This window comes from Cupriavidus ulmosensis (genome assembly GCF_977008105.1).
The window spans coordinates 2454372-2469050 of the sequence record NZ_CDRMWP010000002.1 but is presented as its reverse complement, the minus strand read 5'-3'; the positions used below and the strand labels follow the sequence as shown (position 1 = coordinate 2469050).

The window sequence follows — 14679 nt, the reverse complement described above, 5'->3', positions numbered from 1 at the left end:
TCGTATCAGGGGTCGCGCTGGCGAGCGGCCTTACATCGTCTCGGCGTACAGTTCGCGCCCGATCAGCATGCGGCGGATCTCCGAGGTGCCCGCGCCGATCTCGTACAGCTTGGCGTCGCGCCACAGCCGGCCCACCGGGTATTCGTTGATGTAGCCGTTGCCGCCCAGGATCTGCACCGACTCGCCCGCCATCCACGTGGCCTTCTCCGCCGTGTACAGGATCACCGCCGCGCAGTCCTTGCGCACCTGCCGCACGTGCTCGCGGCCCAGCGCGTCGAGGTTCTTGCCCACCGTGTACAGGTAGCTGCGCGCGGCCTGCAGGGTGGTGTACATGTCCGCCACCTTGCCCTGGATCAGCTGGAACTCGCCGATGCTCTGGCCGAACTGCCTGCGGTCGTGGATGTAGGGCGTGACCACGTCCATGCACGCCTGCATGATGCCGACCGGCCCGCCCGAGAGCACCGCGCGTTCGTAGTCCAGCCCGCTCATCAGCACGCGCGCGCCGCCGTTCTCGGCGCCGAGGATGTTCTCCACCGGCACCTCCACGTCCTCGAACACCAGCTCGCCGGTGTGCGAGCCGCGCATGCCGAGCTTGTCGAGCTTCTGCGCCACCGAGAAGCCCTTCATGCCCTTCTCGACGATGAACGCGGTCATGCCGCGCGCGCCCAGGTCCGGCTCGGTCTTGGCGTAGACCACCAGCACGTCGCAGTCCGGGCCGTTGGTGATCCACATCTTGGTGCCGTTGAGCACGTAGCGGTCGCCCTTGAACTCGGCGCGCAGCTTCATGCTGACCACGTCGGAGCCGGCATTGGGCTCGCTCATGGCCAGCGCGCCGATCCAGTCGCCCGAGACCAGCTTGGGCAGGTACTTGGCTTTCTGCGCGGCGCTGCCGTTGCGGTGGATCTGGTTCACGCACAGGTTGGAGTGCGCGCCGTAGGACAGGCCGACCGAGGCCGAGGCGCGGCTGATTTCCTCCATCGCCACCATGTGGGCGAGGTAGCCCATGCTGGCGCCGCCGTATTCCTCGGCCACGGTGATGCCGAGCACGCCGAGGTCGCCCATCTTCTTCCAGGCGTCCATCGGGAACTGGTCGGTGCGGTCGATCTCGGCGGCGCGCGGGGCCAGCTCGGCCTGCGCCCAGTCGCGCACGCTCGCGCGCAGCATGTCGATGTCTTCGCCGAGGTGGAAGTTCAGGCCGGGGAGTTCTGTCATGTCGGTGCTCGTCGTCTTGTGGGAAGGGGCCGCCGGCAGCGGGCGGCCTTGCGTCGAATGGAAATGGGGGAAAGCGGTAATGCGGGCTGGGAATCAGGCGACGGAATCAGGCGGTCCTGACCACGGCCAGCCCGAGTTCCTGCGTCATGCGCTCGCGCATCACGAACTTCTGCACCTTGCCGGTGATCGTCATCGGCATCTCGGCGACGAAGCGGATATAGCGCGGGATCTTGTAGTGCGCGATCTGGTCGCGGCAGAACGCGCGGATGTCGTCTTCCGTGGCGCTCTCGCCCGGCTTGAGCACGATCCACGCGCACACTTCCTCGCCGTACTTCGGGTCCGGCACGCCGAACACCTGCACGGCCTGCACCTTGGGGTGGCGGAACAGGAATTCCTCGATCTCGCGCGGGTAGATGTTCTCGCCGCCGCGGATCAGCATGTCCTTCACGCGGCCGACGATGTTGCAGTAGCCTTCCTCGTCGATGGTGGCGAGGTCGCCGGTATGCATCCAGCCGTCGCGGATCGCCTCGCGCGTGCGCGGCTCGTCGTCCCAGTAGCCCTGCATCACGGAATAGCCGCGCGTGCACAGCTCGCCCGTCTCGCCTACCGGCACGATGCCGCCGGCGCCGTCCACGATCTTCACTTCGAGGTGCGGCTGCACGCGGCCCACCGTGGTCACGCGCTTTTCCAGCGGGTCCGTGGTGGCGCTCTGGAACGACACCGGGCTGGTCTCCGTCATGCCGTAGGCGATCGTCACCTCCGCCATGTGCATCTGCGCGATCACGCGCTTCATGGTCTCGATGGGGCAGGGCGAGCCCGCCATGATGCCGGTGCGCAGCGTGGAGAAATCGTACCTGGCAAAGTCGGGGTGGTCGAGCTGCGCGATGAACATGGTCGGCACGCCGTGCAGCGCGGTGCAGCGTTCCTCGCTCACCGCGGCCATCGTCGCCGCCGGGTCGAACGCCTCGCCCGGGAACACCATGCAGGCGCCCGTGGAGACGCAGGCCAGCACCGCCAGCACCATGCCGAAGCAGTGATAGAACGGCACCGGGATGCACAGCTTGTCCTGCTCGGAGAAGCGCATCGCCATCGCGATGAAGCGCGCGTTGTTGACGATGTTCCGGTGCGTCAGCGTGGCGCCCTTGGGCGCGCCGGTGGTGCCGCTGGTGAACTGGATGTTGATGGGGTCGTAGCGGTCCAGCGAGGCGCTGATGGCGTCCAGCTCGCCCTTGATGGCATGCGTGCCGTGCGCGAGCAGCGCATCGTAGTTGAGCATGCCCGGCGTGCGCTCCGCGCCCATGCGGATCACCCAGCGCAGCGCCGGCAGGCGCGCGGCCTGCAGGTGGCCGGGCTCGCTCGTGGCCAGCTCCGGCGCCAGCGTCTGCAGCATCTCCAGGTAGCGCGAGGTCTTGAACGACTCCGCCGCGACGATGGCCTTGCAGCCGACCTTGTTGAGCGCGTATTCCAGCTCCGACAGCCGGTACGCCGGGTTGATGTTGACCAGCACCAGCCCCAGGCGCGCGGTGGCGAACTGCGTCACCAGCCACTCCACCCGGTTCGGCGCCCAGATGCCGATGCGGTCGCCGCGCGCCAGTCCCAGCAGGCGTAGGCCGCCGGCCATCGCGTCGACCACCTGCGAGAACTCCAGCCAGGTCCAGCGCACCCCCTGCTCGCGGAACACCACCGCCTCGCGGTCGGGGAAGCGCGCCACCGTCCCGGCCAGCAGCGCCGGCACCGTCAGTTCGGACAAGGGCGTGTCGGTCTCGCCCCGTACGTGGGACAGGCCCGCCACGGGCAATGTCGATGGGCCAGCCGCACCCTGCATGGTCATACTCGTCTCCAAAGCGCTGTCGCTATCTTGTCCGGATCCCGGTTTCCTGAGTCGGGCTCAACTTAGTTGAGTACGGCTCAAGTTCCGGGCTGCGCATATTTTTGGGCTGCCAGGCCTGTTGTTTTCATGTTGGTCCGGCCGCGCTGACAGGAAAAGTACACGCTGCGCCCAAAAAATGCAACCTTGAGTTGAGTAAAGATCAATTACAATGCCGTGACACGCGCCAAGGCCCGCGCGGGCGGCCCGGCGGCGCCGTTTCTTGTTGCGTCGCAACATGCGCGCCGCACTATAATCAGCGCCTTCCGGCATGCGAGGTAACAGGTCGATGGACGACATCACGGTGCGGCGCCGCCTTCCCGCGGGCGCCAAGGCGGAACAGCGTATCCGCGACATTCTGCGCGTGAGCCGCGAAGTCTTCGCCGAGCTCGGCTACGAGCGCGCCACCACCACCGAGATCGCCCAGCGCCTGGGCATCTCCGAAGCCACGGTCTTCACCTATTTCCACGGCAAGCGCGAGCTCTGCGCGCGCGTGATCGAAGACTGGTACGACGAAATCATCGGCGTGGTGGAGGCGGGCCTGCCGCGCGGCCAGAGCACCAAGGCCCAGCTCGAGTTCTACGTGCGCACCCATCTGCGGCTGTTCCTGATCCAGGGCACCGGCCTGTGCGCGCTGGTGCTCTCCGAAGGCCGCGCCAAGGGGCCGGGGCTGGGCGAGGTGTTCGTGCCGCTGCAGCGCCGCTACACCGCGCCGCTGATGGACCTGCTGGCCCGCGCCCGCGAGAGCGGCGAGATCCGCGCCGACCTGCCCCTGAGCCTGCTGCGCTCGGCCATCCTCGGGCCGATGGAGCATATCCTGTGGGACGCCATCGCCCGCCAGCGGGAAGTTGACATCGAGCGCACCGCGCGCGACCTCGTCGCGCTGCTGTGGCCGGCGCTGCTGCCGCCGGACCTGGACGCGGCGGCGCTGCGGGAGTTCTACGGCGAGGTCGGGGCGGCGCTGCGGCGCGCCGGCGGCACCCTGGGCCAGCCCTAGGCGCGGCTGCGGCGGCCCGCCGCCGCCATCGCGCCCGCGCGGCCCGCGGCGGCGGTGCTGTATGCATATCCAGTGGCGCGGCATGTGAAAGCCAGCAACAAAGAGCGGCGCCGGAACGCGCCCGGCCCTTCCCACGCGGACACCTGCATGAGAGCATGCAGGCTTTGCTGTCCATGCGGCCCCGGCGGGGTTTCGCCGGGGCCGGCCCGGCGCCATGCCGGGAAGCACATTTGAAGGACCACCGAGGTTCGCAGGGCCGGGGGATTCGCCCGGGTTCCGCCGCGGTCATAAGAAAGAACGATCGGTGCCAGATTTTTTTTGCGGGGTCAGACAGTGACAAGACACGGACTAGGCGGGCTACTTCTTGCGCTGTGCTGCCTGGGCAATGCCCAGGCAAGCGGTCCGGACTGCGCGCGGCCGTTTACGCTCGCGCTGCACGATCATGGCCTGCTCTATTCGCTCGACACCGATACCGGCATCGACAAGGACTTCGCCGACGAGATGATCCGGCGCAGCGGATGCCAGATCCGGGTCAGCCTGATGTCGCGCGCGCGCATCTGGAAACTGATCGAGTCCGGCGCGCTCGATTTCAGCCTGTCCGGCATCGCCAACGCCGAGCGCAACCAGTACGCCGCCTTCGCCTGGTACTTCAGCAACAAATACTATCTGCTGGTGCGCAAGGACGCCGGCATCCAGAAGCTGTCCGACTTCGCCTACAACGACCGCTTCCAGCTCGGCGTCATCCGCAGCTTCCGCTACAGCAGGTCCGCCAACCAGCTGGTGGACCGGCTCGCCGCCGCCAACCGCGTCAGCCAGGCCGGCGGCCTCGAGCCGCTCTACGAGGCGCTGGCGCGCCGGCGCATCCAGGGCATGATCATCGAACCGTTCGACTATCCGGCGCTCGACGCCAAGCACATCCGCGACGTCACCTCGGTGGTCGAGTTCAACGACCCGCCCGTGCTGCATGGCCTGATCATGTCGAAGAAGGCGCTGCCGCCGGCCGAGCAGGAGAAATGGCGCGCGCTGGTCGACGACATGCGCGCCGACGGCACCGTGCGCCGGATCTTCGCCAAGTATTTCAAATCCGACATGGTCGACGCCATGACCGAATTCAAGTCGCCGCTGTGAGCGCAGTCCGCCTTATCCTGCTGCCCTTGCTGATCCTGGCCGCCGGGCTCGGCGTGACCTGGGCGGTGTGGGACCACGACCAGCAGGCCTCCCGCCATGAAGTGCGCAGCCAGTTCAACTTCGCGCTGGGCGACGCCGTCGGCCGCATCGAGCAGCGCATGGCCACCTACGAGCAGATGCTGCGCGGCGTGCACGGCATGTTCGCCGTGAGCGGCACGCTGGACCGCGACCAGTTCCACGACTACCTCAAGGCCATCAACCTCGACGCCAACCTGTCCGGCGTGCAGGCGGTCGGCGTGGTCAAGTGGGTGCCGGCCGCAGACAAGGACGCCCACGTCGCCGCGCTCGGCGGCACCGGCGTGGCCGGCTACGGCATCCATCCCGGCGGCCGGCGCGAGGCCTACGCCCCCATCGTCCAGCGCGAGCCGCCCGCCGACGGCGATCCCCCCGTGCTCGGCTTCGACACGTGGTTCAACCCGGAGCGCCGGCTCGCCCTGCAGCGCTCGCGCGACTCGGGCTCGGCGATCGTCTCCGGCAAGGTCCAGCTGGCCGTGGACACCCGCGGCGACGAGGAACCCGGCTTCGTCATGTACCTGCCGGTGTACCGCCGCGGCCTGCCGCAGGAAACCGCGGCGCAGCGGCGCGACAGCCTGGTCGGCTGGGTCTACGCCTCGTTCCGCATGCGCGAGGTCATCGCCAGCCTCTACGGCGAGCAGCCGCCCGGGATCTCGCTGGCGCTCTACGACGGCGTGGAGCCGTCGGCGACGGCGCTGCTCTACCGCTCGCCCGAGGCCGGCGGCAGCAGCACGGACGCCGTGCTCTCCGCCAACGAATACCTGGTGGTGGGCGGGCACGACTGGATGCTCTCCATGACCGCCCACAAGGCCTTCGAAGAGCGCTTCGGGCGCAACTCGCAGGCGGTGATCGCCTGGACCGGCACGGGCCTGAGCCTGCTGCTCGCGCTGCTGGCCTGGGCAATGGCCAGCGGCCGCAGCCGCGCCATGCGGCTGGCTTCGCTGATGACCCGCGAACTGCGCGAAAGCGAAGAGAAGTTCCGCGCGCTGGCCGACTGCACCGTCAACCTGGAAGTCTGGTGGGGGCTGGGCGGCCGGCCGCGCTGGATCAATCCCTCCGTCAAGGAATACACCGGCTACACCGTGGAAGAATGCATGGCGATGCGCGACCTCGCCGGCACGCTGATCCACCCCGAGGACATGCCGCGCGTGGCGCCCGAGCTGCTCAAGGGCCAGCACGGCCTGCGCGGCAACAACCTGGAATTCCGCTGCCTGCGCAAGGACGGCTCGGTGCTGTGGCTGTCCGTCTCCTGGGGCCCGATCCACGACGCGCGCGGCGTGTTCACCGGCTTTCGCATCAGCGGGCGCGACATCACCGAGCGCAAGCTGCTCGACGCCGAGCGCAAGATCGCCGAGGACAAGATCCGCGAGCTGGCCTTCTTCGACGCGCTCACGCGCCTGCCCAACCGCACCTTGCTGGCCGACCGCCTCAAGCAGGCCATCGCGGTCAGCGCGCAGAGCGGCGCCTCCGGCGCGCTGCTGTTCATCGACGTCGACAACTTCAAGACCCTCAACGACACGCTCGGCCACGACAAGGGCGACCTGCTGCTGCAGCAGGTCGCGCAGCGCCTGTCCGCCAGCGTGCGCGAAGGCGACACGGTGGCGCGCGTGGGCGGCGACGAATTCGTCGTGGTGCTCGGCAACCTCAGCGGCAACCGGCAACTCGCGGCCAGCGAGACCGAGGCCGTCGGCGAGAAGATACGCACCATCCTCGGCAAGATCTACCATCTCGACGGCGTGGAATACCGCAGCACCGCCAGCATCGGCGTGACGGTGTTCAACGGCCACCATGCCTCCATCGACGAGCTGCTCAAGCAGGCCGACCTCGCCATGTACAAGTCGAAGGAGCGCGGGCGCAACGCCATGCGCTTCTTCGATCCGGCCATGCAGACCGTGGTGGTGGCGCGCGCCGCGCTCGAAGCCGGCCTGCGCAAGGCCGTCGACGAAGACCTGCTGCTGCTGCACTACCAGGCGCAGGTCACGGTCGACAACCGCATCACCGGCGCGGAAGCGCTGGTGCGCTGGCAGCATCCCGAGCGCGGCATCATCTTCCCCGCCGAATTCGTCCCGCTGGCCGAGGAGGCCGGGCTGATCCACGCGCTCGGGGACCGCGTGCTGCGCGCCGCCTGCCTGCAGCTGGCGCGCTGGTCGGTCCAGCCCGACCTGGCTCATCTCACCATCGCCGTCAACGTCAGCGTCCACCAGTTCCGCGAGCCGGACTTCGTCGCGCGCGTGCTGGCCGTGATCGGCGAGACCGGCGCCGACCCGCGCCGGCTCAAGCTCGAACTCACCGAAAGCGTGCTGGTGGACAACGTGGAAGACATCGCCGAGAAAATGCACGCGCTCAAGGACTCCGGCGTGGTGTTCTCGCTCGACGATTTCGGCATCGGCTACTCCTCGCTTTCCTACCTCAAGCGCCTGCCGCTCGACCAGCTCAAGATCGACCGCTCCTTCGTGCGCGACATCCTCGTCGACCCCAACGATGCCGCCATCGCCAAGACCATCGTCGCGCTCGGCAAGAGCCTGGCCCTGGAGGTGATCGCCGAAGGCGTCGAGACCGCCGCCCAGCGCGATTTCCTCGCCGACGCCGGATGCCACGCCTACCAGGGCTACTTCTTCTGCCACCCCGTGCAGGTGGAAGGCTTCGAAGCGTTCGTGCGCCGCTTCAGCCAGCGGCACCGCCAGGCGGCGGCGCCCGCAAGAGAGCAGGTGGACGGCTGATTGCGTGCCAGGGCGCGCTTCGTTCCCGACGCATCAATCCCCGTAGACGCGCTGCGGCACGAGCCAGCGGCCGGCGCGGCGCGCTGTCGATGACGGGCTTGTCCGCGCCAACGGCGCCGGAAGGCGCTGCCTCAGCGCGGCGCCGAACAGGCCGTCCCGGAGCCCGGGCGGCAGCCGGCATCGCACACCACCGCGCCCGAACTGTCCAGGCTCGCGCCGCCGCCCGCCGTGCTGGAACACATCACGTTCCCCTTCATGTCCACCGCGCAGCGGCCCACGCCGCAGCGCGCGTCACCTTCCCGGTCCAGCGCGATCCCGCCGCCATCCCTGGCGCAGCGGACCTCGCCCGAGCGCGTCATCATGCAGGCGCTGTTGCCGGGGCAATTGACCGCGCCCCGGAAATCCGGCGCGCAGTTGGCGGCCAGCGCCGCCTGCGCGGCGGCGGCAAGTGCCAGGGTAAGTAACAGTTTCTTGGTCAGCGCGACTGCCATTTTGTGATTCCCCTCGATGCTTTTGTTTTTCTGGCTCTGGGCCCGGTTCGGGCCGGGGGGCATTGTACTGGGGTTGGGCAAGCGCGAACCTCCTGCTTCCGGGTTTCTCCCCGGTGGCCCCCTCTAAAGGGGTATGCCGGACGCGGGGCCGGAAACGCCGGAAATGCCGGAAATGCCGGAAATGCCGGAAATGGCCGGAGCACGCCCGGCGCGAGGCCGCGCAGGCCATGCATCGACGACCCCCGGGCAGGTGAAAGGCGGCCGGAATACCGGGATCGCGGTGGATGCGGACCGCGGGCGCCCGGGCGCGCAATGGCCCCCACATCGACGGCGGCTCGTGGTCTTCCCGGGCGCCGGCTGCGCTTCTGTGGCGGACAGGCCAAAAAGATCGGGAAAAGTTGACGCGATTCCTGTAGCACCGCTGCAGTGCCGGCGCGCCCGGCATGCGTGCACGGTACCGCCCCGCGCACCCAAAACGATCGCTTTTCCCGACTGTGGCGCGGCCCCGTGCCCCTTCTTTGCGCTTATTTCTCCATGCCGGGGAGACGCGGAAACACGCCTGTCGGTATGCATAGGAGTTTGCTATGTAGTGCATTCGAAAATATTTATTTTCCTTTAATTGGGCGGTGTTAGATTTCACCGGCGCCTGCAAGCCGAGGCGAGTCCATCACCGAATTCGCATCCGGACACCCGTCGATTCAAGGAGTGTTTTTCATGGCAGATACCGCCACCAAGATCAATGACGTCGCAAGGACTTCTGCCATGCCGCGCGACATCAAGATGCGCGCGCTCCGGCTGTCGAAGCGTTACGGCGGCACCACGGCCCTGCACCCCGTCGATCTCGATGTGCGTACCGGCGAGCTGCTGACGCTGCTGGGCCCCTCCGGGTCGGGGAAGACCACCTTGCTGCAGATCATCTGCGGGCTGGTCGAACCCAGCTCGGGCGAGTTGTTCATCGATGGCGTCGACCGCACCCATGCGCCTTCGCACCAGCGCGATGTGGGCGTGGTGTTCCAGAACTATGCCTTGTTCCCGCATCTCTCCGTGTACGAGAACATTGCCTTCCCGCTGCAAATGCGCCGGGTGGACCGCGACGCCATCCGTGCCAAGGTGATGCGCGTGCTCGAGATGGTGGGGCTGGGCAGTTTCTCGGCGCGTTTCCCGCGCGAACTCTCCGGCGGCCAGCAGCAGCGCGTGGCGCTGGCACGCTGTCTGGTGTACCAGCCGTCGCTGGTGCTGATGGACGAATCGCTGTCGGCGCTGGACCGCAAGCTGCGTGAAAGCATGCAGGTGGAGATCAAGCGCATCCACCGCGAGACCGGCACCACCATCATTTTCGTGACGCACGACCAGGAAGAGGCGCTGGCGCTGTCGGACCGGGTCTGCCTGATGAATGCCGGGCGAATCGAGCAGATCGGCACGCCCGCCGAAATCTACGAGCAGCCGCAAAGCACCTTCGCCGCCGACTTCATCGGCATCTCCAACAAGATCCGGGGCCGCGTCGCCGGCGACGGCTGGCTCTCGAGCGTCGACGGCAGGATCCCGGTGCCGGCGGCCGACAGCGCGCGCGCGCTGTCGGCCGAGGCGACCATCAGCATCCGCCCCGAGTACATCGAGCTGGTGGAGCAGGGCGGCTACGTCGATGGGGAAGTCATCGAGCAGATCTACGCCGGCTCCGAGACCCGCCTGCTGGTGAAGCTTGGCAGCGGCACCGTGATGACCGTGCGCCAGGCCGCCGGCAGCCGCGCGCGCCACGTCGGCGCGACCGTCTCGCTGCAATGGCGCGAGAGCCATTCGCGCCTGCTCGAAAAATGAAAGTCGTCTCAAAGGGGAGTGCCTTGATCCATCCTGCTCGTCAACTATCTGGGGCCTGAAATGAACAAGAAATTGAATAGTCGCCGCGAATTCATCAAGACCGCCGCCGTCACGGGCGCCGTCGCCGCCGCCCCCATGCTGTGGCTGCCGCGAGCCTCCGCGGCCGAAGCCCTGACCGTCGCCGACAACGGCGGCGCGCTTGGCCCGGCCATGCGCAAGGCCTTCTACGACCCGTTCGAGAAGGAAACCGGCATCCGTGTCATCAACGTCGCCCACGAATCCGATCCCGTGACGCAGTTCAAGCTGGTGGTCGACTCCGGCTCCGGCATCTGGGACGTGGCGATGGTCACCCCCGACAACGTGCTGCGCCTGACCAGCGCCAAGAACTACGTCGCGCCGCTCGACAACGCGCCCGGCGACGGCAAGAACATCCTGCCCGGCATGCTCACCGCGAACTGGTTCGGCTTCTCGGTCTACGGCGTCGTCATGGGCTACCGCAGTGACAGGTTCCCCAAGGGCGGTCCGCAGAGCTGGCGCGATTTCTGGGACACCGCGCACTTTCCCGGACGCCGCGGCCTCTTCCGCTCGCCCAGCGGCACCCTCGAGCTGGCCCTGCTGGCCGATGGCGTGGCGCCCCAGGACCTCTACCCGCTCGACATCGATCGCGCGATGAAGTCGCTCAGCAAGATCCGCAAGTCGGTTTCGGTGTGGTGGTCCAACGGCGCGCAGAACACCCAGCTGCTGCAAAGCGGCGAGGTCGATCTCTCGGACACCTGGAACTCGCGCGCGCTGGCCGCCATCGCCTCGGGCGCCCCGGTGAAGATCGTCTGGCAGGGCACCTACAACGTCGACGGCTGGTCGATCGTGGCCGGCACCAAGAAGCTCAAGCAGGCACAGCAGTTCGTGCGTTTCTGCATGCGCGCGGACCGCCTCGCCGAATACGGCACCCTGTCCGGCAACGGCCCCACCAATACCGAATCGATCAAGCTGATCGACCAGAAGCGCGCCGAGCTGCTCACCACCTATCCCAAGAACCTCGAGGGACTGCGCCGTCGCGACACCGCCTGGTGGGGCAAGAACTACGACATCGCCAACGAGCGGTTCCAGGAGTGGCTGATCCAGGGTTGATCCGGGCCCGACCCTGGCGGTCCGGCGAACAAGCAAGGCAGATTTGAAGGAGTGGTAACGTGAACGATCGACAAATACATCTGGGCCTGTTGACGCATCCTACCGGTGCGCATCCGGCCTCCTGGCTCAAATCCAGCGCGCCGCGCGACGCGGCCACCGACATCGATTACTACCGGCGGATCGCCGCCACGGCCGAGCAGGGGCTGTTCGACCTCTTCTTCATCGCGGACACGCCCGCTGCCCGCACCGAGAAGCTGCATATCCATTGCCGCAACCCGGAGTTCATGAACCGCTTCGAGCCGATCACGCTGCTGTCGGCCCTGGCCGGCTCGACGCAGCATATCGGCCTGGGCGCCACCGCCTCGACCAGCTTCTACGAGCCCTACAACATCGCCCGCCTGTTTGCTTCGCTGGACCACATCTCGCACGGCCGCGCGGGCTGGAACGTGGTGACGTCGGCCAACGACTATGCGGCGCGCAACTACGGGCTGGACAAGCTGCCGCCGCACGACGACCGCTACGTGCGGGCGCGCGAGTTCTACAAGGTGGTCGAAAGCCTGTGGGATACCTGGGAAGACGATGCCTTCGTCCAGGACAAGGAACAATGCATCAACTTCGATCCCGACAAGTTCCACATCACCGACCATTCCGGGAAATATTTCAAGGTCTACGGCGGCCTCAACATCCGCCGCACGCCGCAGGGGCGTCCGGTGATCATCCAGGCCGGTTCGTCGGAGGTGGGCAAGCAGTTCGCCGCCGAGACCGCCGAAGTCGTGTTCGCCTCGGACCCGACCCTGCCCCAGGCCAGGAAATTCTATGCCGACCTGAAGGGGCGCCTGCCGCAGTTCGGGCGCAGCGCCGATTCCCTGAAGATCCTGGCCGGACTCTCGGTGGTGGTGGGCGAGAGCCAGGCGGAAGCCGAAGACAAGTACCAGGAACTGCAGCGCATGATCCATCCGGACGTGGGCCGCATGCGCCTGGGCGCGGATCTCGAAGCCGACCTGACCAGCCTGCCGCTGGATGAGCCGGTGCCGGTGGAGATGATTCCGCAGAAGTCCAACTTCCACCAGGCTTATTTCAATCAGATCGCCGGCATGATCCGCGAGCAGAAGCTGACGCTGCGCCAGCTCTATTCCAGCTATGAACGTGGCAAGGTGACTCTGTGCGGCACCGCCGCGCAAGTGACCGACCACATGATGGAGTGGATGGAAAGCGGGGCGGCGGACGGCTTCATGCTGAGCTTCCACGTACTGCCCGACGACCTGCACAACTTCGTGGGCATGGTGGTGCCCGAGATGCAGCGCCGCGGCGTCTATCGCAAGGCCTACAGCGGCGCCACGCTGCGCGAGCACCTGGGGCTGGCGCGTCCCGTCAACCGGCATGTCGATGCCGTTACCGCATAAGGTGCAGCCTTGTCCATTGCCGAGCATCCGGGGCAACGCATGAAAGTGCCGACCGACGTAGTCCTCGAGCGGACTGCCGCCCGCGCCAGACCCTGGCGTCCGGGGCCGTTGTGGCTGGCCCTGCCGGGCGGCTTGTTCCTGGCGATCTTCCTGCTGTTGCCGTCGTTCCGGATCTTTCCGCTGAGCCTGTTCGACAGCCAGGGGGCACTGTCGTTTGCCGCCTTTGCCCGTTTCTTCGGCCCCAGTGTCTACCGGCAGGTCCTGCTCAACACCTTTGCCACGGCCGTCGAGACCACCGCCATCTGCCTGCTGATCGGCTACCCGGTGGCGTACTGGCTGTCCAACCTGTCCAGGCGCTCGCAGCAGATCCTGTCGCTGTTCGTGCTGCTGTCGTTCTGGAGCAGCACGCTGGTGAAGAACTTTTCCTGGCTGATCCTGCTGGGGCGGGGCGGCTTCGTCGAGCGCATGGCGCAGGCCGCGGGCCTGGACTGGTCGCAGTTCCTGTTCAACCGCAACGTGGTGGTGTTCGCGATGTCGCACACCTTGCTGCCGCTGGCCGTGGTGACCATGCTGCCGGTGATGAACCAGATCGACCGCCGCCTGACCATGGCCGCGTCGACCCTCGGCGCCGATCGCGCCAATGTGTTCTGGCGCATCTTCTTCACGCAGTCGATCCGTGGCGTGGCCGCGGCCGGGCTGCTGGTGTTCATCAGCGCGCTCGGCTTCTTCGTCACTCCGTCCTTCCTGGGCAGCCCCAAGGAAATGATGCTGGGCCAGTTGATCATCGTGCAGATCAACGAGCTGCAGAACTGGCAGATGGGCAGCGCGCTGGCGGTGGTGCTCGTCATCACCGCGCTGGTGAGTTGCGTGGTCTACGACCTGGTGTTTGGCCTGTCGTCGCTGGCCGGCAGCGACAGCAAGCAATCCAGCTCGCGGCATCGCCACCTGCGCAGGTTCGGGCTGGGCCTGGTCTATGCGCTGGGCCGCGCGTCGGGCTGGATCGTGTCCGCCTACGACCGCCACATCGCCCGCATGGTGAAGATTCCGCTGCTCCCGGTGTTTTCCTGCGTGGTGATTGCCATCCTGCTGCTTCCCATCCTGGCCATCGTGCCGATGTCGTTCACGGATGGCCAGTTCCTGACCTTCCCGCCGCAGGGCCTGAGTCTGAAGTGGTACGAGGTCTATCTTGAGTCGCCGCTCTGGATCAATGCCACGCTGCGATCCTTCGGCATCGGCTTCCTGGTGGCGATCGCGACCTGCATTCTGGGTTCGCTGGCGGCGCTGGGCATGGCGCGCTCCAGCGGCCGGGTGGCCGGCGGCATCTTCTTCCTGTTCCTGCTGCCGATGATCGTGCCGTCGATCGTGATCGCGATGGCGCTGTTCTACCTGTGCGCCCAGATCTCGCTGGTGGCGACCAATACCGGCATCGCCATCGGCCATATCGTCATCGCCATGCCGATGGTGTTCGTGATCCTGCTGACGACCTTCAAGGGGCACGACTGGTCCATCGATCAGGCGGCGGCCACGCTGGGCGCCAACCGCTTCCAGGTATTCATGCGCATCACGCTGCCTTCGGTGAAGAACGGCCTGGCGGCGGCCTTCGTGATCGGCTTCCTGACCTCCTTCGAAGAACTGACGATTGCCCTCTTCATGGGTGGCGGCGTCAAGTCGACCCTGCCCAAGCAGCTGTGGGACGACATCCTCCTGCAAGCCAATCCCACGCTCGCGGCGGCATCGTCGATCGTGCTGTTCGTGGTCGTGATGCTGTTCGCGGTGCTGCAACTGGTGCGGCCGCGGGCGCGGGCTGCTTGATCTGGTGCTCCCCCGACATGAGACGCACTGC

At 67.1% G+C, this 14679-nt stretch carries 10 protein-coding genes; 7 read left to right on the top strand and 3 right to left on the bottom strand.

What is annotated here, in order from left to right; genetic code table 11:
• Positions 1 to 30: 30 nt before the first annotated feature.
• Both ACWTPI_RS30630 and ACWTPI_RS30625 read right to left on the bottom strand, forming a co-directional pair.
• On the bottom strand, positions 31 to 1212 hold the full coding sequence (locus ACWTPI_RS30630; protein WP_059412489.1) for an isovaleryl-CoA dehydrogenase: 1182 nt from the start codon (positions 1210 to 1212) through the stop codon (positions 31 to 33).
• Positions 1213 to 1318: 106 nt separating this feature from the next.
• Positions 1319 to 3043, bottom strand: a complete 1725-nt coding sequence (locus tag ACWTPI_RS30625; RefSeq protein WP_454733640.1) for an AMP-binding protein — start codon at positions 3041 to 3043, stop codon at positions 1319 to 1321.
• A gap of 325 nt (positions 3044 to 3368) precedes the next feature.
• Here ACWTPI_RS30625 and ACWTPI_RS30620 point away from each other — a divergent pair, with 325 nt between their 5' ends.
• From ACWTPI_RS30620 to ACWTPI_RS30610, 3 genes are all read left to right on the top strand, one after another.
• Positions 3369 to 4076 (top strand): TetR/AcrR family transcriptional regulator, encoded by a 708-nt coding sequence (locus ACWTPI_RS30620; protein ID WP_454733639.1) that lies wholly within the window; start codon positions 3369 to 3371, stop codon positions 4074 to 4076.
• Between the two features lie 333 nt (positions 4077 to 4409).
• Positions 4410 to 5204 (top strand): substrate-binding periplasmic protein, encoded by a 795-nt coding sequence (locus ACWTPI_RS30615; RefSeq protein ID WP_020205225.1) that lies wholly within the window; start codon positions 4410 to 4412, stop codon positions 5202 to 5204.
• Complete coding sequence (locus tag ACWTPI_RS30610) at positions 5201 to 7999, top strand: bifunctional diguanylate cyclase/phosphodiesterase (protein ID WP_059412492.1); 2799 nt, start codon at positions 5201 to 5203, stop codon at positions 7997 to 7999. The genes ACWTPI_RS30615 and ACWTPI_RS30610 overlap by 4 nt, the downstream gene beginning before the upstream one ends.
• Positions 8000 to 8130: 131 nt before the next feature.
• On the opposite strand, the gene ACWTPI_RS30605 is transcribed toward ACWTPI_RS30610, so the two are convergent.
• A complete protein-coding gene (locus ACWTPI_RS30605) occupies positions 8131 to 8490 on the bottom strand; it encodes a hypothetical protein (RefSeq protein WP_020205223.1) in 360 nt (119 codons plus the stop codon).
• 714 nt (positions 8491 to 9204) lie between these two features.
• Here ACWTPI_RS30605 and ACWTPI_RS30600 point away from each other — a divergent pair.
• Genes ACWTPI_RS30600 through ACWTPI_RS30585 form a run of 4 tightly spaced genes read left to right on the top strand, consistent with a single transcriptional unit; the run spans position 9205 to position 14648 of the window.
• The gene (locus ACWTPI_RS30600; protein WP_059412493.1) at positions 9205 to 10305 is read left to right on the top strand and encodes an ABC transporter ATP-binding protein; all 1101 of its coding nucleotides are present in this window, start codon (positions 9205 to 9207) and stop codon (positions 10303 to 10305) included.
• Between the two features lie 60 nt (positions 10306 to 10365).
• A complete protein-coding gene (locus ACWTPI_RS30595) occupies positions 10366 to 11433 on the top strand; it encodes an ABC transporter substrate-binding protein (RefSeq protein ID WP_029044081.1) in 1068 nt (355 codons plus the stop codon).
• Positions 11434 to 11492: 59 nt separating this feature from the next.
• Complete coding sequence (locus ACWTPI_RS30590; RefSeq protein WP_454733638.1) at positions 11493 to 12836, top strand: LLM class flavin-dependent oxidoreductase; 1344 nt, start codon at positions 11493 to 11495, stop codon at positions 12834 to 12836.
• A gap of 39 nt (positions 12837 to 12875) precedes the next feature.
• Positions 12876 to 14648 (top strand): ABC transporter permease subunit, encoded by a 1773-nt coding sequence (locus ACWTPI_RS30585; RefSeq protein WP_454733637.1) that lies wholly within the window; start codon positions 12876 to 12878, stop codon positions 14646 to 14648.
• The last annotated feature ends 31 nt before the right edge of the window (positions 14649 to 14679 follow it).

Bases quoted from the DNA above. Each gene is read 5' to 3' on its own strand.
- ACWTPI_RS30595 (WP_029044081.1), top strand. From the start codon at position 10,366: ATGAACAAGAAATTGAATAGTCGCCGCGAATTCATCAAGACCGCCGCC.
- ACWTPI_RS30630 (WP_059412489.1), bottom strand. From the start codon at position 1,212: ATGACAGAACTCCCCGGCCTGAACTTCCACCTCGGCGAAGACATCGAC.
- ACWTPI_RS30600 (WP_059412493.1), top strand. From the start codon at position 9,205: ATGGCAGATACCGCCACCAAGATCAATGACGTCGCAAGGACTTCTGCC.
- ACWTPI_RS30605 (WP_020205223.1), bottom strand. From the start codon at position 8,490: ATGGCAGTCGCGCTGACCAAGAAACTGTTACTTACCCTGGCACTTGCC.
- ACWTPI_RS30585 (WP_454733637.1), top strand. From the start codon at position 12,876: ATGAAAGTGCCGACCGACGTAGTCCTCGAGCGGACTGCCGCCCGCGCC.
- ACWTPI_RS30620 (WP_454733639.1), top strand. From the start codon at position 3,369: ATGGACGACATCACGGTGCGGCGCCGCCTTCCCGCGGGCGCCAAGGCG.
- ACWTPI_RS30625 (WP_454733640.1), bottom strand. From the start codon at position 3,043: ATGACCATGCAGGGTGCGGCTGGCCCATCGACATTGCCCGTGGCGGGC.